Origin of the sequence: Bacillus cereus group sp. BfR-BA-01310, assembly GCF_022664325.1 — a bacterium.
GTDB lineage: Bacteria > Bacillota > Bacilli > Bacillales > Bacillaceae_G > Bacillus_A > Bacillus_A paramycoides.
This window is the reverse complement of the sequence record NZ_JAKUHD010000003.1, coordinates 172,509-195,018: the sequence shown is the minus strand read 5'-3', so window position 1 is coordinate 195,018 and position 22,510 is coordinate 172,509. Positions and strand designations below refer to the sequence as shown.

Sequence of the window (22,510 nt, the reverse complement as noted above, 5' to 3'; positions counted from 1 at the left end):
AGATTTTTTTGAATATAAAATAAAAAAAGATAGCCTTTATAGACTATCTTTTTTTATTTTATTTAATTATTGGAGCCACTATATGCTACATGGCGTTTCTCAATCCGTTCTTCAATCTCTCTCATATTTTCTTTATTAGTTAGTAGGGATTGTTTATTTTCTATTAATAATTGTTTAAAGGATTTTCTCACTTTTTTTCGCATTTTCATTTTCCTCCTTGGGGGATGGTTTATATAAAAGATAAGGAATTATCTGTGTGTTCTTATAATAATTGATTGTTGTGAAATCTATTTGAACTTCATATGAAAACCGAGTTTATTTTCTGACAACTTTGTGAACAAAAAAGAAAGGTAGATCAAAAATATATTTGATCTACCTTTCTATACTCTTTAAAGCATATTAATTAATATTTCAGGTCTTCCCCAATTCATTTCGTTGCAAACGAATCGTAGCTTTTCTTCATCCATTGTGTGTAACCCTTCTTCTAACGAGCATGTAATTGGAACTTCACAATGAATTTGCGCTAATTGTAAAGAGATATTTAAGTTCTCCAAATCACTTTCAATTTTTGTGCGCTGCGCTTTTGTTAATGATGCTATATTTTCTAGTACAGCTGATACTGTTCCGTGTTCTTGAATAAGCTTATACGCTGTTTTTTCACCAATACCTTTTACACCCGGATAATTATCACTTGTATCTCCCATGAAAGCTTTCGCATGAACAATTTGCCAAGGTTCTACACCTTTCTCTTCCATGATTTTCTCTGGTGTGTAATACTCGTAATTTCCAATTCCTTTACGAAGAAGCATAACTGTAACATTCGTATCAACAAGTTGAAGTAAATCTGTATCACCTGTCAAAATATAAACTTCCGCTTCATTGCAATATTGTTTTGCAAGCGTACCGATACAATCATCCGCTTCGTAACCTTTCATACCGATGACAGGCATAGATAATTTCGCAGTCATTTCTTGCACTAAATCAAATTGCGGAATTAATTCCTCTGGCGGTGCTGCACGATTCGCTTTATAATTCGAGAACGATTCCGTTCTAAATGTCGTACTTCCCATATCCCAGCACGTTACAATGTGCGTTGGTTTGATTGCTTGTGTTGCTGTTAATAAATGCTTCATATAACCATGAATCCCATTCGTCGGGGTACCATCTTGTCGTTTCATAAATTGTCCATAGACACTTGTTGCGTAAAAAGCACGAAATAATAGTGCCATACCATCAACTAACAATACTTTTTTCATAATTCCTCTCCTACTAACAAAAAATAATAACCTCACGTTATCACGTAAGGTTATATAAATAGATTACCATTCTACGTTTTTGTTCAACTTTGTCTATTATACATTGTTTTTGTATATTTAGCATCATTAACACCTTAAGACGTTCTACCACAACAAGTATGAAGTATTCCTGAATACGTATTTTTACCTGTTGAAACAACGACAGCCTTTGCATTGCCACCAACAATATACGTCCCTTTGAAACAAACATTTTCAAGCTCCAGTGGATTATAGTCTTTCATCCGTTTTAATGGAATAAATCGTTTACGTTCAATATGATAGCAACTTTCAAATTTCTCAATACTCGCATCGTTTCCTGTCAGCACAGATTCATTTACTAATAAATCATTTGCATAAATAATACGTACATCTGCCGGTACTGTATCACCTTCGGAAAGAAAGATCATATCTCCAGGTACAAGCTCTTGTACTGGTAGCTTCATCATTTTCAATTCATTGTTTAGCCCTGTTACGTTACAGCCTGCTACTCGAGAAACAGTAACTGTTTCACATTGTAATTCATCATTCACATTTTGTTTTGAAAGACCTGGAATCATTCCACTTAGCTTTATCATCACTTCTGCAAGAAGCGCTCTTTTTGAAATTAATTCATTTCGACCGTATACTTGAATACGTTTCTGTGCTTCTTTCACAGATAGTCCGTCTCTTGTTGTTTTAAAATACGCAAATACAGATTTTACATCTCTTGTTGCAATTTCAATTAATAAATCTTTATTTTTTTGGAGCATTGTTTGTTCTTTCATTGATTTTTTACTTGGTTTATATGACGTGTTACCCACAGTTTTATTTGCATATAACATATTATCGTCTCCTCCTTTATAACATAGGAAGAAACGCTTTGTTTCTCGATTTATCCACTTTATCGTGAAAGTGTCTAGCGCTTAACTACTCGAATAAACGCTACATTATGATAAATATAGAGGGAGGAACAAGTCGTTTCCTGCCTACATCATATAATTTTGCTTTGAAGTATATGGGTAACGGAACCGAGTCAGAATTTGACATGTTCCTCACCTCCTCGTTTATTTTATAGTTATAATCTATACTATGAAATTACTCATAGCTTGGTAACAAAAAAGACCCCACTCATAAGAGAGCAAAGGTCATTACATGCACAAATAAACGATTCCTAATATAATTAGAAATCTATGGACCTCTCCCTCGTCGAGTTTTAGCACTGTATAGCATAGGTACATTACCAGCTACGTTAAGAAAAACCTTAATTCGATCATTCCTGTTGACCCATTGGCGTCTCTCGACATTTTTGGGCAGTAGCATTTCTCTATACAGGAGCCTCACCTAACAGAGACTTATTTTAATTACATAGAAAATGTTACTCTTATTTAAAATAGATGTCAACACTTTGTATGGAAACTTTTCCTTATTACAACAACTAATTCTAATGTAGTACGGTAATATACATCACATGCATCCTTCGACTATTTAAATTAATCGAACATATTTTTCAAGAATTAGCGAACAATAAAAACCTTACGTTTAAAACGTAAGGCTTTTAATATGTTACACAGCCAGCAATTACAATTCCAATTGAAAGTGATAAAAACATAAGGAAAAGACCGACTGCCTGATTATCTTCTTCCAGACTCTTACTAATATTGAAACGTGGTGTAAGCCATTCCGCTAAATAATAGACAACAATTTGTGCTAAAATCCCAACTGCTCCCCATGACACCATATCAAGTAGTGAAATAGAATTAGCAGCCGTTGAATATAAAACGATAGCAAGACCAAGTAATCTTCCTCCAAGTACGTAGCTTACCGCTTTATTCCCTTGAGCCATTAACTTAAATTCCTTCACTTTCGTTGTCACTTCCATAAGGAAAAGACCGATACATAAAAGTACAAGTGATACTGCTAAATATAGTAAAAAATTAATCATTTATTTTCCTCCTTCTTAATACCTACCGGTAAATAATACGATTCATTCCCCGTAATTTTTTCCCCGGCACGTATACCGATACTACTCGCTTTTCCAGCAATTAAAAATGACCCAAACACATACGATAATTTTTCAATTCCTTTTTCAGTTTCCAAAAATACAACTGGAAGATCTATATATTTTTGAAATATAGGAAGTGACGATTTATACGTTTGATGTACATTTCGAATCATAATGTTTGTATCCTTATCACGAATAGTAATCGTGTCACCCTCTCTACCGAACGATGGCTTTTGAACGAAAGAATCTTTCCCTAAAAACAAATTTGGTTCTAAATATGTAGGTAGCATATATTCCGTAATCCACTGTTGTTCCTCTCTTGTATAAAAAGCACCTTCTTCTGCTAATCCCCAAATAAGACATTGAATTGATTTAGGCTGAAGTAAAAAAGCTGATACAGGATTTATAATAAAAAGCTTCCCTTCCTTTACAAGTTGTAAAAGTTCTACTCCTACTAAATCCCCTGTCTCAGGATCTTGATCCTCAATCAAATCTTCAATTGGATACGTTTGGCGATACAGAACATCAATTGGCATTCCATCTCCATCCACTAAAGCATCACCTGTAATTCTAAGCTCTGACATTGACATCACTTTATTTTCAACATGACATAGTTGACTCAAATACATAGTCGTATTCCAATCTTCTATATGTTCATGATGAGCTGTAAAAACGACATTTGGATTTTTTATTCCTTTTGCAGCTTCCATTACGGCTTTTGTAATACCAGAAGAAAGTAAACGCTCTTGATTTGTATTCGGATCATCATAGTCTAGTTGTTCGCAAACTTTCCCATTCATTTGAAAGCATTCCACAATAAAAGTTGGCGTATCACTATTGAACTCAAGCATTTTAATACGATTATCTTCTGTTAAGGCAAAATCAAATCGTGAAATAACAGCTTCAGGATACATACCCTTCATCCTAATAAAAGGCAAGCTTGCCGATGGAAAACCAAGTTCAAGAAGCTGTTCATTGGATAAATTCCGTAGAAGTCTAGCGGTCTTAAAAAATATTTTCCCCATTCGTTCAGTTGCTAATTGTAGTTGTTTCATAGTTTGTTCTGTTATCGGAAAAACATGAAATAAACTATACTCACACTCATATAAATTCGACCAGAAATGCGGATAATTTGAATAAAACCCTTTTCGTTTCTTTATGTATTGCGACATCTTTTATCCTCCAAATCCACCCTTTGAACCGCTTCCAATACCACCTTTAAATTCTGCCGAAGATTGATAAGATTTAAACTCTGATGAATTTTTGAAAGTGGATTTATTTTGATAGTATTTACCACCGTAAAAGTAATGTCCACGATACCCTGAACTACTATCATTACACTGCCAAACACCAAGTTCATCATCCCAATCCCAATCAGAACAACTATTATCATTCGGTTCGGGAGGAATATCTTGCGCGCAGCCAAATAGAGTCCCCGTCATTAATGACGTCAAGACACTACCTACAAGCCATTTCGTTTTTGTCACCCTTGAACTCCCCTTTTTAAATTATATTTCTATTATATAAGAAGCCATGATAAAGTAGAAGAAAAAGGAAGAAGAGGGATAAAATGCGATTAGAATATCGACTCAATGATGGAACTAACGGGTATCCTGCTTTATGGAACTACGTAAATATTTCTAATTCTGAAATTATCGCGCGTATGACTTGTGAATATTTTATAAAAGATAGAAATACATATGTCGTTACTGCAACTTCGGTAGATCCAGACGGAACAGTAGCGCTATATGTACAAAAAGAAGCTTTTTTCAACGACCCTTCAGATTCTACATACTCGCACATTGGTTTTGAAATTAGGGAACTAAAGGAAACAAGCTCAATTATGATAGAAAGTAAAGATGTGTGGAATTACGAGGAAATCTTACCCTTTCTCCATTCAGATATTATATACATCCAAAGAGATGGAAGACATATGGAATTCACCCTAGATTCAAGAGAAATTGATGAAGACCGCAAGTGCTATATTTATTATGGAAATTTCACAGGTGAATCGAGATAAGATGTACATATTTATTCAACAAAAAAACCTTACGTATAAAACGTAAGGTTTTTATATAGCCCCACATATGCCGTTATCTATAGATGTCCATAAACCTGCTCTCACAGGTGGATGTTCTCACAAATGTTTGTAACTTCCTTCTTAAAAAGATGGCCTGCTATCTACATTTAAATATTGAACTTCCGTATTATACTTATTGGTTTAAGACATACACAAGCTACGTACACCGTAGGAATTTTATATGATGTTAGTTGAAATAAGACCCCCGCACGTGCCGTCCCTCGTAAATGTCCAAAAACCCGCTACTCGCAGGTGGATGCCCTCACAGTTACCGTATATCTTCCTCCACAAGGAAGGCTTGATAATGGTCGCTAAATATTGAGCTTCCGTATAACTAACATCGGTTTTAGACATAAATAAGTTACGTACACCGCAGGATGTATTATTTACTTGTCGTTATATTATCACATTGTTTCCAATGTGTAAAATATAATATTTTTCAAGCAATCTCTTGCTTGTGACCTTATTTTAATACAAATTATTTTTGCATGCAAGTGATTAATCTTCTTCTTTTGCAATTTGATTTTCTGGATAAGAAATCCAATCACTCCAGCTACCTGCATACAATTTAACATTTTGAAAACCAGCTAATTTTAATGCAACTATGTTCGGGCATGCTGTAACACCAGAGCCGCAATATACAATTGTTTCCTTATCTTTCGAAAGATTTTTGAAACGTTCTTGTTGCTGGGCTTCATGTTTAAATTGTCCTGATTCTAGAATTCCATCCTTCCAAAAACAGTTTACTGCTGTCGGAATATGTCCTGCCTTCGGATCAACAAGCTCTTCTACACCAGCATAACGTTTTGGCTCTCTAGAATCAATTAACGTAATATCTGCACCTGCATGAATGTTCTCTTTGACCGTTTCCATCGTTACAAGCATATTATCTTGTATGTTTGCTTTGAATGTTTTTCGTGCAACAATTGGAATTTCCGTTGTTGTATGTAATCCATTCTCTTTCCAAGCAGGAAAACCGCCATCTAGTATATATACTTTCTCATGTCCTACATAGTTTAATAACCACCATAAACGAGAAGCATTTGCCCCAGCTTGACTATCATATGCAATCACTGTCGTATGTTCATCAATCCCCGCTTTTGAAAGCTTGTCCGCAAACAGCTCTACATTTGGTAACGGATGACGGCCACCATGCTCAATTACAGGACTTGATAAATCTAAATTTAAATCAAAATATAATGCATGAGGAATATGTTCTTCCTCATACTTCTCTTTACCCCAATTTGGATTCGCTAAATCAAAACGACAATCGATTATACGGACATGTTCATCTTCTAAATGCTCACGCAACCATTCGACTGTAACAATCATCCTTAACGCCCTTCTTTCTCTTGCGTACGATCTACATACTCCATAACCATATCTGCTGTAACAAGTTTACGCTGCGGTGCAACGCCACGTTTTGCAAGGTCATTAATTTGCTTTGTAACCATATTTATTGCATCAACTGAGAAATGTTTTCCATTTGATGCAAGTGCGATTGCAGCTTCAATTGCTGCTTCACGTTGCGCATCTAATTGCAAAAATGTTTTTACAATTTCATTTTGTTTACGAGAATGTGCTGTAATTGCTTTATGTACTTCCATCTTCTCTTTCCCCCTAGATAATATATACTTATTTGTTTAATTCCATTGCAAGCCGAATCATATCGCGACATACAATTCCATTTTCAATAATCTCTTCTTCATAATGCTTCGAAAAGTAATCAAAATCAATAGAAAAAATCCGAAATCCACATTTTTGATATAATGCTAGTTGTGAAACGCTAGAATTACCTGTACCAACTTCAAGCTTGTACATATTATATTCTTTAGCAGTTTCTATTGCATGTAACAACAACTTCTTACCGATACCTTTTCCTTGCATATGTTCTACAATCGCAATATTCATAATTTCCATCGTCTTTGGTCTTGTTTCCAAAAGCACATAGACACCGATAACTCTTTCCTCTTGTTTCGCTACATAAATAAGTCCTCTTTGTACATATGCATCAATTTGGCGTTCACTTGGATCAGCAAGAAGCAATAAAGATTTCGGTATAGCTTCTTTCGAAATACGCTCTATTACAAAAGACATAAAATTTCTCCTTTCTCTATTGTTCTAATCCCTCCTTGTCTACCATAAGTAATAGAAAGGAGGGATTCACCATGGACAACAATGAGAAAAAATGCAACGTCATCTCCATTGACGGAAAGAAAAAGAAGAGCGACACATATTCCTATCCAAAATTAGTAGTAGAAAACAAAACATATGAGTTTTCTTCATTCGTCTTATGCGGTGAAACACCAGACGGCAGACGATTAGTTCTTACACATATGATTTCTACTGATGAGTTTGCAGGGTTCGTAAAATCTTTAGATACTGTACTACAAAAGAAAATTGAGCGGATCTTTTTTTCATAACGACTATATAATATAAATTTCTTTTTCAATTTCTACTAACTGCTTTTGTAGTTGCTCTTTACTTTGTTCATATAGTGTTACATCAATTGTTTCAGCTAAAGCGAATAATATACTCTCATAATAATTCTCAATATCTTGCTGCATCACTTTTTGGAATAAGCTCCATTTTTCATCCCACTCTTGCTTATAATGATGAACGAATAAACCTTCTTCATCAGTTACATAGTTTGATACGAAAGGTTCTAGCACTCCTTTAGCATCTTCTTGCATAAAAGCTTTATCATTTTTTTCAAAAAAGCTTTTCTCATTTTTAAAATGCGCTAGTGCCTTTTTAAAATCTTTTATTTCTATTGAAGGAAACGGCTCTTTATGCGTAATAACCTTATATTCATAATCCACTGTTCCATTCATAGAAATCGATTCATTTTCTACTTTGCAGTTCAAAACAATTTCATCTTTTGCACGCTTCATCGCTTCATCTATCCATTTTTCAAGACGTAATGATGTCGCACGCATTTCCTGTAATAAATCATGTTGAATAAATGAAACTAATTCCATTACACACTGTTGCAACTGCGCTTTTACATTTCCATCCGTTCGAAGCGATGCTGGATTAATAAATTCAGTAAACACATCGTTATAGCGCAGGAATAGTCGCTGTTGCACGTAATAAAGCAATTCTTTCACTTCATTTTGCATTGCTTGTTCTTCAGCAAGTACACTATATGATGAAATAATATGAAGTAGCTGATCACGCTCTGCTTCATATTTTTTTGTTTGCTTCTCCTTCTCATCATTTCCCTGCTTCGCGCCATCTATCATGTTTACAAGAAGCTGATTTGCGCCTTGTAATGCCCCGTATAATGCATGCACAGATACAAGCATTAAATCCCTCATCATAAAGGACGTAAATGATTCTTCAAACTTAGCAATCCCAGAGTTTTGTAAAATACCATACTTTTCTTTTTCAATACTTTTCCCTTGTTTTTCTTCAAGCGCACATAAACTTGAAATTGCAAATAAACGTGGATTTCTAATACCGTATTGTAAAAGCTGATCCGCAATATAACCTTTTACCATTTCAAGTTCTTCTTCAGATTGTGCTAAATCGGCTGCATTAATTAGGAAGAACATTTTATCAAGTGCAAACGTATCCTTTACACGACCAAGCTGGATTAAAAACTCACGATCTGCACGAGAGAAAACATGATTATAGTATGTTACAAATAAAATAGCATCCGCATTTTTAATATACTGGAATGCAACATCCGTATGGCGGGCGTTAATAGAATCAGCTCCTGGTGTATCTACAAGAGCTACTCCTTGCCTTGTTAAAGCACAATCGTAATAAAGCTCCATATACTCAACAAAACATGATTTTTCTTCATTAGCTACATAATCAGAGAACTCTTCTAACGTGACTTGTACTTGTTCCCCTAAATGAGTAGCAACTGCCTCATATCCTTTTTGTACCGCTCGTAAAAAGCTAAATGTTGTTTTTTGCTTCCCGCTTGGTGAAGGGTATTTCATAATTTTATCAATTTGTATTAACGCTTCTTCTAGCGTAGCAATTTCATAATGAAACATTTTATAAACAGCTTTCATATCTTCTAATAGCGCTTGCTCGGACTTAAACTGAACAATTACCGTTCCATGCGGCTTTTCTTTTGTAACCGGCAAAATTTGATTAATTGTTGCTGTCGTTGGATTTGGTGATACAGGAAGTACCTTTTCACCAAGTAATGCATTGGCAAATGATGATTTCCCTGCACTAAAAGCTCCAAATAACGCTACTGTAAATTGCTTCGTTTCCACGCGCTGTCTTTTACTAACTACTTCTTGCTGTAAATGTTTAAGTGTAGGCAATGGATCTAATATTGTTTCAGCCTTCTTCATTTTTTCTAGTATGCGCTGGATATTTAATGTTGCCGTTCCTTTAATCTCTTCCTCCCTAGCCGTTATGTTATCATTTATGCTTTCTTGCTCTTGTAGAGTAAACTTCTCACTAACGATTTGTTTTTCACTTTGTAATATTTCGTCTATTCGCAATCCATCTGGTGTAGAAACACGTTCATACCAAACATCTTGTAAATAGCCCTCATATTTCTCATACGTCTGAATGTATTGTAATTTCGTTTCTTTCGCCGTTTGTAACATCGTGTATTTTTCAATTTCTTCTTCAATACGAGCAATCTCTATCTTCACTTTCTTCTGCAGTGCACCCGTACTTTTTTCAAAAATTTGCTGAGATTTCATAAAGTATCTTTTCTTCAACTCATTTGCAACATCAGCAGTATAAAGAAGTAAGTAATCGCCTGTAAATCCAGCCCCTTGTTTAATTGTTTCAGCCAACACTTCTGGTCCGAAAGCAATTTCTAAAGCATATATGTCTTTCCCGATTTCCTCTGTAAATAACCCTTCTTCTTTTAAGAAGGCTACAATAAATTCTTTCACATGAAAATCAAGTTGCGTTTCAACAGTCTTTTGAAGAGCAGAATAAAAAGCATCTACACGTCTCTGTTTTTCTTGCTCCGTCTTTCCTTTCGTAAATAACAAACCAACTTTAAACTTCGTTAATTTCGTTTCTAAATACTCATTCGCCAGCTCTCTCATTTCAAATGGCATTAAATACGCGTTATCTAATATAGCTTGTAAACCTTTTATAAATTCATTTCTCACATCAGATTCTTTACTAGCCGCGCGATGTTTATTTTCAGTTAACTCTTCCCTTTTTTCAACTATCTCTGAAAGTGACAGTGGTGATGTTAACTCTTCTTCATATTTCATGAGATGTTTTTCATTTCCAGAAAGAATGAACGAGCAATGTTCTTGCAGTAAATGTTCTGTTTCTCGCTCCATTCCCTTTCTTACATACTGCTCTTTTTCTTTCATAATAGAAGAGATTAATGTCTCTAAACTTTGAATCTCATTGTATGGATGATTCATCATTCGCAATGATGTATAAAAAATACCATCTACTTCAATATCCCAGTTAGAAAAGGATTGTTTTACACTATCTCTATAATCTTCAAACGATAGTTCATTTTCTTTATGTTTATCTATTTGGTTTACAACGAGATAAACCGTTTTATTACGTTGTTTCAATTCTTTAACAAACTGTAAGTTCACTTCTGATTGGACATGATTATAATCCATCATGTAAAAAATAACGTCTGCAAGATGCAAAGTTGATTCTGTTGCTAATTGGTGGGCATCATCCGTAGAATCAATTCCTGGTGTATCAACTAACATAACCCCATCAGGAATTGGCGCATCATTTCGATAAATATGAACACCAATTACTTCATCACCATCTTTACAAATTTGTTTTAATTCTTCTGCTGAATATGCACCGTCATATTCATACTGTTCCCCAGACTTAATCGTTACAACAACGCGATCAGATCCTCTTTCAATTTTAACGACGTTAGCACTCGTTGGAATCGGGCTTGTCGGTAATAATTGCACTTTATATAGGTGATTCATCATTGTCGATTTCCCCGCAGAAAAATGACCACAGAAAGCTATCATAAGCTGTTCTTGTTTATATTTTTGAATCACCTCAAACAATTTCAAACTATTTTCCGTATCGCCGTGTTTTTGCCACTCTTCATAAAAACAAACAAGTTTTTTCATACCGTTTGTCTGTACTATGTTTGTCATCCCCTTGTTCCCCTTTATCCAAGATGTATATACTTTATCCCACTATTTACGGGCAGTAAAAGCCCAATTGATGTGGGATATTAATCAGCAGGAGATGAACCTCCTCACTGATTAAAGTTTCACTTTATTATCATACTAAATTTTCAGCATATTCTCATCAAAAATAAAAAATCCCTTTCATTCTTTTTAAAAATGAAAGGGATTTTATGTCATATCGTTCATTTTGTTGTTCCTACTCCATTTAATACATACTTTGTAACACCAACATATATAGCAACCGTTCCTGCAACAAGTGCATATACCATATTAACACACCAACCTTTTTTGATAATGATTATCACTTTTGAATATATTTTATCATTAAAGAGAATCATTATCAACAATTTTCTAAAAAAGAAAGCTCCTTCGGGAAAAGGAGCTTTACTGCCTGTTTTAAAGAAGTTTAAAACTTGTTGTGCACTCTTATTATATCTCATAATACACATCTTAACAGTTTTAAAAATTGGAAATCTCCCCTAGCTCCGTCATCTTACATTTTGTATAATAAAAGGGAATTACTTATCAAGGAGGAAAATAATGACACAAAATCTTTCACAAGGCGATAGGATACACTCCATCGATATTATTAGAGGCATAGCTGTACTTGGTATTTTTCTTGTTAACTGGCCAGTTATCGCTGGTGTTGACTCTCGAGACATTTCAGGCGTTTACGAGGGATTAGATAGCTATATTCGCTTATTTTATGACATGTTTATTCAAACGAAGTTTTATACTATTTTTTCATTTTTATTTGGATTAGGTTTCTATATCTTTATGAATCGTGCTGAGGCGAAAACAGATCGTCCGAAAACTTTATTTGTTCGCCGCCTGCTCATTTTATTACTATTTGGTTTCTTGCATTACGTTCTTTTATGGGACGGAGACATCCTACATAGTTATGCCATCGCTGGATTTTTCTTATTCTTATTTTATAAGAGAGAGCCTCGTACTATTTTAATATGGGCTTTAGTTTTACTAAGTATTTTTCAATTTTTCATGCTAATCGCTAGTATAGTGGTTGCCTTAGTACCAAAGGCAGAGTTAGGATTTTCCTTACCGATCATGCCACTTGAAGATTGGATGTCACAAATACAAAATCGTTTCCATGCATTTTATTCTGAAGGAATTGGACTAAATGTATTCATGCTCCCAGAAACAGTTGGGCTATTTTTACTTGGTTTATACGCTGGCAAAAAAGATATTTTCCGCCGTGTAAAAGAGTTAGATCCAAAACTTAAAAAGTGGCAAATCATTATGTTCATTTTGACATTACCAATGTGGTTCTTCATGGTCCGTTACTTCTTATCAAAACCATCTTATGAACCATTTTATATGCAAGCCTTTACAATGTTTAGTGGAAAAACATTATTTATCTTCTACATTTTCACACTGATGCGTTTGTTACAAAAAGAAAGATGGCAAAAGATATTACGCCCGTTCCAATACGTTGGACGAATGGCATTAACAAACTATATTTCACATACAATTATTACGTTAATTGTATTCGGCTTAATTTTGAAAAATTATTATCCTGCTCCATTATGGGTTGGACCACTATTTTGCATCGGGTTCTACACATTACAAATCTTTGTTAGCCATTGGTGGCTTTCTCGTTACCAATACGGGCCACTTGAATATATATGGCGCTTGGGTACGTACGGAAAGATGATGCCACTTAAAAAGAAAAGCAAGGTCTCATAATGAGACCTTGCTTTTTTATGCTTCTCTTACTGCACTTTGCATAGAGACTGGCTCTTCTTTTACTTTTATTTTACGCTGCGGTACCATATTAAACACGATATTTAACAGAACTGCTGATGCACTTCCAAGTACAATTCCGTTATCTGTTAAAATACGAATGCTTTCAGGCAGCTGTGAGAATAACGTTGGAACAACTGTAACACCAAGCCCGATTCCGACAGAACATGCAACAATTAATAAATTTTCTTGTTTTCCAAAATCAACACTACTTAACATTTTAATGCCATAAGCCATTACCATGCCGAACATTGCTAACATCGCACCGCCAAGTACTGATTTCGGAATAATTGTTGTAATTGCTGCGATTTTAGGAATAAATCCAAGAGCGATTAACATACCACCACAAGTATAAATAATAACGCGATTTCTTACTCCAGTTAATTGAACAAGACCTACGTTTTGAGAGTATGTTGTATACGGAAAAGCGTTGAAAATACCGCCTAATATCATTGCTAATCCTTCTGCACGATAACCTTTTGTTAATTCTTTTTCACCAATCTTTTTATTGCAAATATCAGATAATGCAAAATATACACCTGTTGCTTCCACAATCCCTACGCAAGCAACAAGAATCATCGTAATAATTGGTGTTAATTCAAACGTTGGTGTACCGAAGTAAAATGGCTGAATACCGTGGAACCAATCCGCTTCTCCAACCGCTTGCAAACTTACTTTCCCCATAAATGCTGCAACGATTGTACCGAACAAAAGACCCAGTAATATAGAGATTGAACGGATAAATCCGTCAAAGAAACGATACATAATGATGATAAATAATAAAACCCCAAATGCTAACGCTAAATTTTCAAGACTACCGAAATCCTTACTTCCTACTCCTCCAGCCATATCATTAATTGCTGCTGGAACAAGTGTAACTCCAATTACGGTAACGACAGATCCTGTTACAACAGGTGGAAACAGTTTTACAAGCTTTCCAAATAATTTCGCAAAAATAACAACGAATAACCCCGCAGCAATAATTGCTCCATAAATAGAAGATACGCCGTATTGTTTCCCGATTGCAATCATCGGTCCAACCGCTGTAAATGTACAACCAAGTACAACTGGAAGTCCAATACCGAAAAAGCGATTTGATAAGGCTTGTAAAATTGTCGCAACGCCGCACATTAATAAATCAATTGAGACTAAATATGTTAACTCTTTTTGATTTAAACCAAGTCCGCCGCCCACAATAAGCGGAACGATAATTGCACCAGCATACATAGCAAGCATGTGCTGAATACCAAGCGATGCGATTTTAAATGGGTGCTGCTTCATTGTTAGTTCACCTCCGCAGTTTCTTGCTGTACAAATGTAACTGTGCCGTTATCAAGTGATGCAATTTCTGCTAGTGATTCAACACGAACGCCCTGTTCACGCAGTTTCTTTCCTCCATCTTGAAATGCTTTTTCAATAACAATACCAATTCCTGCAATACTTGCTCCGGCTTGCTCTACTAAGCTCATCAAACCTAAAGCAGCCTGACCGTTTGCTAAAAAGTCATCAATGATTAACACGCGATCATTTTCATCGATATGATTTCGAGATAATGAAATTTCGTTCGTTTCTTGTTTTGTAAATGAGTATACTTTCGCAACATACATATTATCTTGTAACGTTAACGATTTACGCTTTCTTGCAAAAATCACTTTTACACCAAGCTCTAAAGCAGCCATAACTGCTGGTGCAATGCCAGAAGATTCAATCGTCACGATTTTTGTAATGTTATCTTCTTTAAAACGTTTAGCAAATTCTTTTCCGATTTCTTGCATAAGTACTGGATCAATTTGATGATTTAAAAATGCATCTACCTTTAATACATCTCCAGATAAAACCTTTCCTTCGTTCAAAATCTTTTCTTGTAATACTTTCATGTTGATTCCCCCTCTTATGCAATAAAAAAACTCCAAAAGCCGCCACCACTCGTTACAAGTGAGAGACGTGCTTTTGGAGTTTCGCAAAAAAGAATGCTAAACAAGCAAATATATTCGTCCTCACTCATAGTCGAAGTATTTACGGTACTTCGGTAGAAACTTGCAGGCCATATCCCCGCGATTATATGAGTGTAGCTAACTATTTATTTTATAGAAGGATTATAACGCACTTTTTATACTTTGAAAAGCATTTATCAAAAAAACACGTACGAATTTTATAAAAACACTATTTTCGTTCGAGTTTTGTAAACTCTTACATTTCTTATTACTGCGTCGTTAAGATGACTGGCCCATCTTTTGTAATTACAATTGTATGCTCATATTGAGCAGATAATTTCCCATCCATCGTTCGTGCAGTCCATCCGTTTAAATCTACTTTAGAATACCTCATACCTACATTTACAATCGGTTCAATTGTAATTACCATTCCTTCTTGTAGTTCTGGTCCTTGTCCTGGCTTCCCAAAATGAAAAATTGCTGGTTCTTCATGAATCTCTTTACCAATCCCATGTCCCGTAAAATCTCTTGCAACAGAAAAACCTTCAGAAGCTACATAACTTTCAATTGCATAGCCAATATCTCCTACATGATTACCGATTATCGCCTGATCAATCCCTTTATACAAAGCACTCTCAGTTACTAACAATAACCTTTTTGCTTCATCAGAAATATCCCCTACTACATACGTCCATGCAGAATCTGAGAGTGCACCATTTAAGTTTACTACCATATCAATTGTTACAATATCTCCTTCCTGTAAAGGTACATTACTAGGAAAACCGTGACACATTTCATCGTTTACAGATGCACATATCGCGTATGGATACCCGTTGTAACCTTTCTGTTCAGATATTGCACCATGGTCTCTTAAATACATTTCAACAAACGTATCAATTTCTTTTGTAGTTATACCTGGTTTCATCATTTTGGCAATTTCTCTATGACATGAAGCAAGTAATTTTCCAGATTCATGCATCAAATTTATTTCATTTTTCGTTTTAATTGTAATCATGTTATCTCTCCTTGCTAAACTTGCTATTTGCTACTTAAGTTCAATCATACACACCCTCTTCCAAAATTTCAAAACTTCAAATTACACCAAGTATAAAAACAAACATCATTTATTTCTACTTTTAATTATTTTCACATAGATAGTTCATTTTCAAAAACTCAAAACAACTGCCATTTGTTTTCTGAATAAACGTCCCAACTGCTTCAAATCCTGCCCTTTTATATACTTTAATTGCTCTTTCATTAAATGTCGCTACTGATAATGTTCTATAATTGCAGCCGTATTTTTCTTTACTAAAACCTAGTCCAGCGTTTACGAACTTTAAACCCAATCCATTTCCAGTTATATCAGGTCTCATTCCAAGTCCCATATCAACCGTTCGATTATTTATTTTACAAAAACTAAAGAAACCAATTATGGTATCGTTTTCCTTCACCGAAAATGTATGATTTCCCCTCATCTCACCATTTAAAAACTCAGCTAAGTCTTCTTGATCTGCCTCCATATTATAAAAAGAATACTCCCCTTCATAATGCCAGTTGTGTGCAATTTCTTCTGCTTCCTTTTGCGTCATTACTGTAAAAACATATCCCATCACTACACTCCCCTTTCAAAAAAAAAAGCTGCAATTAAGCAGCTCTTTTTTTACAACTCATAAATCTCTTTATACTTCGCTTCTAAATAATCAGCTAAGTAGTTTGCATTTAGCCCTTCACCAGTCACATCTTCTAAAATTTCAAGTGGCTTTTTCGTTTTACCATATTGGTGAATGTTTTCTGTTAACCATTCACGAATTGGTGTCACGTTTCCATCTTCTAATAATGCATCAAAGTTCGGAATATCTTTTAACATCCTCTGTTTAAATTGCGCTGCATACATATAACCAAGCGCATAAGATGGGAAATAGCCAAATGAGCCGCCAGCCCAGTGAACGTCTTGTAATACACCTTGCGCATCGTTTTCCGGACAAATTCCTAAATACGTTTCCATCTTATCATTCCATGCTGCTGGTAACTCCTTTACTTGCAGTGTGCCATCAAATAATTCTTTCTCCAGCTCATAGCGAACCATAACGTGAAGCGGATATGTAAGCTCATCTGCTTCTATACGAATGAATGACGGCTTCGATTCGTTAATCGCATCATAAAACTCATCCACTGATATATCATCAAATTGACCATCGCTATATTGTTTTAATAAATCATAATTTTTCTTCCAGAATGATTTATTACGGCCGATAAAGTTTTCAAAGAATAACGATTGTGATTCGTGAATACCCATAGATGTTCCACTGCAAAGCGGTGTACCTTCTAATTCCTCTGCAATGTTTTGTTCATATACAGCATGACCACATTCATGAATCGTGCCGAAAACAGCCATACGGAAGTCTTTCTCATCATAGCGAGTCGTAATACGAACATCGCCTCTATTTAATGTAATTTCAAAAGGATGTACCGTTTCATCAAGACGACCCGCTTCAAAGTTATAATTCAACTGTTTCAATAACTCTAAAGTAAAGTTCTTTTGTTGCTCTTTTGAAAAATGTTCGGATAAAGAATTTGTTTTCAGTTCTTTTTTAGACTCAGAAATTTCTTTTACAAGCGGAACGATCCGTTCACGCAATTGACCAAATACATGATCTAATACTTCTACTGTGATTCCTGGCTCATACATGTCTAATAGTGTATTATATTTATACGTTTCGTAACCCCAATATGTAATAAACTTCTTTTTGAATTCAACAATTTTTTCTAAATACGGACGGAACATTTCGAAGTCAGATTTTTCGCGAGCTTCTTCCCATACACTTTCCGCTTTCGCTTCTAATTTCACATACTCTTCATATTCCGCTTGTGGAATTTTCTTATTTCTATCATATTCTTTACGACACTCTTCAACCATTTTCTTTGTCGTTTCAGAAAGTTTATTTTCAGCAATTAATGATTCTAGCTCAGTTAAATAGTTCCCCATCTCATCTGAAGTTGACATTACAAACACTTCGGATGAAAGCATTCCAATTACTTCTGAACGCTGGTCTACACCTTGCTTTGGTGCACCTGTTCTTAAATCCCAAAACATTAAACTTAATGCTTCCCCATAATTCCCTATCTTCTTCACATATGCTAAAAATTGTTTTTCTACTTCATGTGTAGCAACTGTCATAGTATAAAAAACCTCCTTTTTCTACCTCAAAATTATTTCGACATTAAAACATAAATTCCTTTTCTAATAGAAAAAAAGCTTGGCAAGCGCCAAGCTTTTTCCTATAACAAATATTTTTTCACTTATAGTACTTTTCCTTCTACCGGAAGCACTTTCTTCACTGCTTCTATCACTTTTTCATCTTCACTTTCTGATAAGAATAATGATATAGCACCTTTATCTTCACTTGTACGAATTAAACGTCCAATTCCTTGACGAAGACGTAAAATCATATAAGGCACATCTACGTCCCAGAATGGATCATTTACATGTTTACGCTTCGCCTCAAACACAGGATCGTTTGGAGGGAATGGTAATGACCAAATAATAACATGTGATAATGATGAACCTGGAATGTCTAAACCTTCCCATAAATGAACGGCACAAAGTACCGTCTCTTCTTCATTTTGGAAACGAGAAACGAGCTGACTAATTTCTTGATCTCCTTCATATAGGAACGGAACTGACATTTGCTCTTTACTTACATATTCTTTAAACGCTGCAAGTTCTTGCGTTGTACGGAATAATACGAGTGTACGTCCATTTGTTTTTTGTATATTTTCAAGTGTATATTGACACTTTCTTTCCCATTCATTTTCTTCCGCACACGGAAGTAAGTTTACTGTCATTTGCTCTTCATAATCAAACGGCGAAGCAACTGAGAATGATAAGTAATCTTTTACCCCTAGACTATTTGCAGTGAATGCAAACGAATCGTTGTCCGATAATGTCGCAGAAGAGAAAATATACGGAATTTTCTTCGAGAATACTTTTTCTTGTAACACTTCTTCAACTGCACGCGGCATAATAACTAACGTGAAGGCACCGTCACCTTCTTCACCCCACGTAATTACATTTTTCTCGTGCATGAAAAGACGTAGTGAGTGCTCTAACACATCTAAATGCTCATCAACGATATTTAAATCGTATGTGTTTACTGTATGCATTTCACTTTCAAATACTAATGCGTCACCAACCTCACCGATTTTTGCATAAAGTCTATTCGCTTCAGCAGTTACCTTTTCCGTTACAGTAATTTCTAAACGATCAGAACCTTCAATTTCCTTTTTATTCTCTTGTAGTACCTCAAAGAATCGTTCAGTTTGCCAAATTGTTTCTTCTACTAAATGTGCAAACTCTTCACGAATATCGTTTTGTAACAATCTCGTTAAAAGTTGTTCCATCATTGTTTGCTTTAAACGATATGTTAAAGCTTTTTGCGCTGCATACTCCACAAGATGTCCTTCATCGAATACAACACAGCTACTTTCAGGTAATAACGGAATTTGCCCTTCACGTTTACGAGCATCATACGTCCAAATATGATCCATATAGAAGTCTTGAGAACAAATAATTAGATCTGCAGCTTTACGATAATGTTCACGAGAAAGTGTTTGACCACAACGATGACGAGAATCACAAGTGAAGCAATCTTGGAAGTAATCCCAGTTTACTTTTGACCATTCCTCGTCATTTAATAGTGGAAATTCTTTTCGATCACCATAGTGAGTAAAGTTTTGCATCGTACCATGATCGAATACGAACTGAGGTAATTCGTAATATACATCTTCAATTACTTCTGGAGCTCGTCCACTCATAACATCTTCAAGTTTACGTAAACATAAATAATTATCCATTGATTTCGCAAGTCTAACATCAACAGATAGTCCTAATGCTTCAGATAACTTAGCAATGTCTCCTTCTTCTTTCACAAGCTGCTCAATTAACGTTTCATCTGCGCAAGCGATAATAGCCGGTTTTCCAGTATAACGCGCGTAACAAATTGCATATAGAAGATATACAATTGTTTTCCCTGTTCCTACTCCCGCCTCTGCAAACATAACTTTCTTCTCTTGGAAAGCACGTTCTAACTGAAACGCCATAAAAATTTGCTCATCACGTTCTTCGAAGCCTTTTTCCGGAAGGATGTCGTAAAACACATCTCCAATCCACTCATTCAACTTATCATAAAAATTATCTTGTTTTCCTACTTCAAATGGTAACCTCTTCTCAGTAAACATCCTTAGCCTCCAACCAAAAAGTTTTTCTATAAAAAGATATAGCAACTGCTACTCATACGTGCGCAGTTGCTTTTCCCCTGTTGTGATACATAAAAATACACGAAAAAAATTTCCTTTCGAAAAAGGAAAATTTTTTTCTATATTAATGACTTTAAATACCGTTTATCAATCGCTGTTTCATGTGACAGTGCCGATAAATACTCTTCCTGCGCTTTTTGTATTTCATCCGCAATTACGCCGTGACTATCCACTTCTTTTCCGAGCTCATCATACGTACGGTGAATAGCCTTTTGAATCATTGATAATTGGAAACCATCCATATCGCTTCCTCCTTTTACGCATTACATAATAGCCAGTATATGCGCGCCGGAGGAGTTTTATACTATGAGTTACGCGGTGGACGTTTTCCGAAGTATTGGTAGTAATCTGTACGGATAAAGCCGTTAAACAACTTACGCTTCTTCGATGCATCTTTTCCGTAACACTTCTCAAATGCTTCATAACTTGTTAATAAATACATTGACCACGTATCTAATGGGCGGAATACCTCTCCCATTTCTTTATATAATTTTTCAACAAGCGCTCTTTCACTTAAACGTTCTCCGTATGGAGGATTCGTTACAACATAGCCATAATCCTCTTTTGTCGTGAAATCTTTTACTTGCATTTGTTTAAATGATATAAGATCCCCTAATCCAACTTCTTCTGCGTTATCTTGGGCAACTCTTATCATACGGTGATCGATATCTGATCCAATAATTTGCAATGGTTGATCATAATTTGCTAAATCTTCAGCTTCTTGACGAGCTTCGCGCCAATTTTGTTTACCAACCCAGCCCCATTCATCCGATGCAAAGCCTCGGTTAAATCCTGGTGCGATATTTTGTCCAATTAATGCAGCTTCAATTGGAATTGTTCCAGATCCACAGAAAGGATCAACGAAAGGACGATCCGGCTTCCAGTTTGTTAACTTAATTAAAGACGCGGCTAATGTTTCTTTTAAAGGCGCTTCACCTTGCTCAAGACGGTACCCACGTTTATGAAGACCTACACCACTCGCATCAATTGTTAACGTTGCAATATCTTTCAACATTGCAATCTCAATACGGAATAACGGACCATCTTCTTCAAACCATGTTGTACGTCTATATGTTGTTTTTAATTTCTCAACGACAGCCTTTTTAACAATACGTTGGCAGTCTGATACACTAAATAATGTTGATTTCAAAGATTTTCCGATAACAGGGAATTCTCCGTTCTCTGGAATATAATCTCCCCAGTTTAACGCTTTTGTTTTTTCAAATAACTCATCGAATGTCGTTGCTTTAAATTCACCGACTTTAATTTTCACACGGTCCGCAGTACGTAACCATAAATTCGTACGACAAATCGCTTTTTCATCCGCTTCAAACGTTACCTTTCCGTTTTCCACTTCACATTCGTAACCAAGATCGCGAACTTCTCGGGCAACTAACGCTTCAATACCCATTGCCGCTGTTGCAATTAAAGTAACTTTTCCCATTTGCATTCACCTCTTATGTATAATCAAACAATAATTAATAACATGTTGTCCTATTAATTATTACATATTACGAAGAATCTTCTCATTTACCATTTTAACTCACTATTTATAACTTCATACAAATAAAAAGCCCTCCTCTAACAAAGGAGAGCTGAGTTATTTCATAGTTGGTTCATAACGTTCTGTAAGCCATGTTCTGTTCCTTTGTACTGCAAACGGCCCACGCCTCGTACTCCGGTGGTAATCATCTATCTACAGGTTACGAAAACCTGTCCTTTCCCATCGTTCATTTCCTTAGGAAAGATTCCCCTACCATTATTTGGGTTTCTCGCTCGTGGGGTTTACCTCGTTCCACTCCTATCATTTCTTCAAGGACTTCGTCACTGTGGCACTTTAAAGGTAGTCAAACCATATCCTAAAGGACTTAGGTTTTTTCCCTGCCGTTAAACTAGCCTCACAGCCAGAATACCCTAGCTTATGACTTGGCTAGGCACGAACACTACGACCATCTCAGGCCGTGCGAGCATGGACTTTCCTCTACAACGTTGGCGTTGCAGCGATTACCCAAACGTTATGA

At 35.5% G+C, this 22,510-nt stretch carries 22 protein-coding genes, 3 other RNA genes and 2 riboswitches; of the genes, 3 read left to right on the top strand and 22 right to left on the bottom strand.

All coding sequences use genetic code 11. The features are described 5' to 3' along the window. Nucleotides 1-62: 62 nt before the first annotated feature. From MR109_RS09065 to MR109_RS09040, 6 genes are all read right to left on the bottom strand, one after another. A complete protein-coding gene (locus MR109_RS09065; RefSeq protein ID WP_071720988.1) occupies nucleotides 63-203 on the bottom strand; it encodes an FbpB family small basic protein in 141 nt (46 codons plus the stop codon). 186 nt (nucleotides 204-389) lie between these two features. Beyond that, nucleotides 390-1,256 carry a 5'-3' exonuclease gene (locus MR109_RS09060; RefSeq protein ID WP_002171218.1) on the bottom strand — a complete coding sequence of 289 codons (867 nt, stop codon included), beginning with the start codon at nucleotides 1,254-1,256 and terminating at the stop codon, nucleotides 390-392. A 134-nt stretch (nucleotides 1,257-1,390) separates the two neighbouring features. Continuing rightward, complete coding sequence (locus MR109_RS09055) at nucleotides 1,391-2,116, bottom strand: P-type ATPase actuator domain-containing protein (protein ID WP_071720990.1); 726 nt, start codon at nucleotides 2,114-2,116, stop codon at nucleotides 1,391-1,393. A 348-nt stretch (nucleotides 2,117-2,464) separates the two neighbouring features. Then, a riboswitch (M-box (ykoK) riboswitch) is annotated at nucleotides 2,465-2,630 on the bottom strand. Between the two features lie 199 nt (nucleotides 2,631-2,829). After that, nucleotides 2,830-3,216, bottom strand: coding sequence for a DUF350 domain-containing protein (locus MR109_RS09050; RefSeq protein WP_025147182.1), 387 nt, complete (start codon nucleotides 3,214-3,216; stop codon nucleotides 2,830-2,832). Beyond that, on the bottom strand, nucleotides 3,213-4,448 hold the full coding sequence (locus tag MR109_RS09045; protein ID WP_242271809.1) for a glutathionylspermidine synthase family protein: 1,236 nt from the start codon (nucleotides 4,446-4,448) through the stop codon (nucleotides 3,213-3,215). The genes MR109_RS09050 and MR109_RS09045 overlap by 4 nt, the downstream gene beginning before the upstream one ends. A 3-nt stretch (nucleotides 4,449-4,451) precedes the next feature. Beyond that, nucleotides 4,452-4,763, bottom strand: a complete 312-nt coding sequence (locus tag MR109_RS09040) for a hypothetical protein (protein WP_048373253.1) — start codon at nucleotides 4,761-4,763, stop codon at nucleotides 4,452-4,454. Nucleotides 4,764-4,846: 83 nt separating this feature from the next. On the opposite strand from MR109_RS09040, the gene MR109_RS09035 reads away from it, so the two are divergent. After that, on the top strand, nucleotides 4,847-5,296 hold the full coding sequence (locus tag MR109_RS09035; RefSeq protein WP_242271808.1) for a hypothetical protein: 450 nt from the start codon (nucleotides 4,847-4,849) through the stop codon (nucleotides 5,294-5,296). A gap of 54 nt (nucleotides 5,297-5,350) precedes the next feature. Here the strand turns inward: MR109_RS09035 and ssrS (MR109_RS09030) are convergent. The 5 genes from ssrS (MR109_RS09030) to MR109_RS09010 form a co-directional block, all read right to left on the bottom strand. Then, a non-coding RNA gene (gene ssrS / locus MR109_RS09030) (6S RNA) lies at nucleotides 5,351-5,534 on the bottom strand. A 21-nt stretch (nucleotides 5,535-5,555) separates the two neighbouring features. Further along, nucleotides 5,556-5,738: non-coding RNA, 6S RNA (ssrS, locus tag MR109_RS09025), on the bottom strand. 116 nt (nucleotides 5,739-5,854) lie between these two features. Then, complete coding sequence (locus MR109_RS09020; protein ID WP_242271807.1) at nucleotides 5,855-6,688, bottom strand: sulfurtransferase; 834 nt, start codon at nucleotides 6,686-6,688, stop codon at nucleotides 5,855-5,857. A gap of 2 nt (nucleotides 6,689-6,690) precedes the next feature. Beyond that, entirely contained in the window at nucleotides 6,691-6,963 is a 273-nt protein-coding gene (locus tag MR109_RS09015; RefSeq protein WP_002171215.1) for a DUF2533 family protein, read from the bottom strand. Between the two features lie 28 nt (nucleotides 6,964-6,991). Then, the gene (locus tag MR109_RS09010; protein ID WP_242271806.1) at nucleotides 6,992-7,453 is read right to left on the bottom strand and encodes a GNAT family N-acetyltransferase; all 462 of its coding nucleotides are present in this window, start codon (nucleotides 7,451-7,453) and stop codon (nucleotides 6,992-6,994) included. A gap of 71 nt (nucleotides 7,454-7,524) precedes the next feature. On the opposite strand from MR109_RS09010, the gene MR109_RS09005 reads away from it, so the two are divergent. Further along, complete coding sequence (locus MR109_RS09005) at nucleotides 7,525-7,779, top strand: DUF3931 domain-containing protein (RefSeq protein WP_000369740.1); 255 nt, start codon at nucleotides 7,525-7,527, stop codon at nucleotides 7,777-7,779. A gap of 3 nt (nucleotides 7,780-7,782) precedes the next feature. Here MR109_RS09005 and MR109_RS09000 read toward each other — a convergent pair whose 3' ends face one another. Together MR109_RS09000 and MR109_RS08995 are read right to left on the bottom strand one after the other, a co-directional pair. Next, nucleotides 7,783-11,442, bottom strand: coding sequence for a dynamin family protein (locus MR109_RS09000; RefSeq protein WP_242271805.1), 3,660 nt, complete (start codon nucleotides 11,440-11,442; stop codon nucleotides 7,783-7,785). A gap of 218 nt (nucleotides 11,443-11,660) precedes the next feature. Beyond that, on the bottom strand, nucleotides 11,661-11,918 hold the full coding sequence (locus MR109_RS08995) for a hypothetical protein (protein WP_176547734.1): 258 nt from the start codon (nucleotides 11,916-11,918) through the stop codon (nucleotides 11,661-11,663). A gap of 100 nt (nucleotides 11,919-12,018) precedes the next feature. On the opposite strand from MR109_RS08995, the gene MR109_RS08990 reads away from it, so the two are divergent. Further along, nucleotides 12,019-13,182, top strand: coding sequence for a DUF418 domain-containing protein (locus MR109_RS08990; protein WP_242271804.1), 1,164 nt, complete (start codon nucleotides 12,019-12,021; stop codon nucleotides 13,180-13,182). Between the two features lie 15 nt (nucleotides 13,183-13,197). Here the strand turns inward: MR109_RS08990 and pbuX are convergent, their stop codons facing one another. From pbuX to rnpB, 9 genes are all read right to left on the bottom strand, one after another. Beyond that, the gene (pbuX, locus tag MR109_RS08985) at nucleotides 13,198-14,520 is read right to left on the bottom strand and encodes a xanthine permease PbuX (protein ID WP_242271803.1); all 1,323 of its coding nucleotides are present in this window, start codon (nucleotides 14,518-14,520) and stop codon (nucleotides 13,198-13,200) included. Between the two features lie 2 nt (nucleotides 14,521-14,522). Beyond that, nucleotides 14,523-15,116 (bottom strand): xanthine phosphoribosyltransferase, encoded by a 594-nt coding sequence (locus MR109_RS08980; protein WP_002171210.1) that lies wholly within the window; start codon nucleotides 15,114-15,116, stop codon nucleotides 14,523-14,525. Nucleotides 15,117-15,223: 107 nt separating this feature from the next. Beyond that, nucleotides 15,224-15,325: riboswitch (purine riboswitch) on the bottom strand. Nucleotides 15,326-15,441: 116 nt separating this feature from the next. Then, nucleotides 15,442-16,188, bottom strand: a complete 747-nt coding sequence (locus MR109_RS08975; RefSeq protein WP_242271802.1) for a type I methionyl aminopeptidase — start codon at nucleotides 16,186-16,188, stop codon at nucleotides 15,442-15,444. A 121-nt stretch (nucleotides 16,189-16,309) separates the two neighbouring features. Further along, nucleotides 16,310-16,783 (bottom strand): GNAT family N-acetyltransferase, encoded by a 474-nt coding sequence (locus MR109_RS08970; protein WP_242271800.1) that lies wholly within the window; start codon nucleotides 16,781-16,783, stop codon nucleotides 16,310-16,312. A 50-nt stretch (nucleotides 16,784-16,833) separates the two neighbouring features. Further along, a complete protein-coding gene (gene ypwA, locus MR109_RS08965) occupies nucleotides 16,834-18,351 on the bottom strand; it encodes a carboxypeptidase (protein ID WP_048373232.1) in 1,518 nt (505 codons plus the stop codon). Nucleotides 18,352-18,473: 122 nt separating this feature from the next. Then, on the bottom strand, nucleotides 18,474-20,411 hold the full coding sequence (locus tag MR109_RS08960; RefSeq protein WP_242271799.1) for an ATP-dependent DNA helicase: 1,938 nt from the start codon (nucleotides 20,409-20,411) through the stop codon (nucleotides 18,474-18,476). A gap of 137 nt (nucleotides 20,412-20,548) precedes the next feature. After that, nucleotides 20,549-20,731: a DUF3921 domain-containing protein gene (locus MR109_RS08955; RefSeq protein WP_002171205.1), complete on the bottom strand. Its 183-nt coding sequence runs from the start codon at nucleotides 20,729-20,731 to the stop codon at nucleotides 20,549-20,551. Nucleotides 20,732-20,793: 62 nt separating this feature from the next. Then, nucleotides 20,794-21,933 carry a THUMP domain-containing class I SAM-dependent RNA methyltransferase gene (locus tag MR109_RS08950; protein WP_002171204.1) on the bottom strand — a complete coding sequence of 380 codons (1,140 nt, stop codon included), beginning with the start codon at nucleotides 21,931-21,933 and terminating at the stop codon, nucleotides 20,794-20,796. A gap of 180 nt (nucleotides 21,934-22,113) precedes the next feature. Next, nucleotides 22,114-22,505: RNase P RNA component class B (gene rnpB / locus MR109_RS08945), an RNA gene on the bottom strand. Between the last annotated feature and the right edge of the window lie 5 nt (nucleotides 22,506-22,510).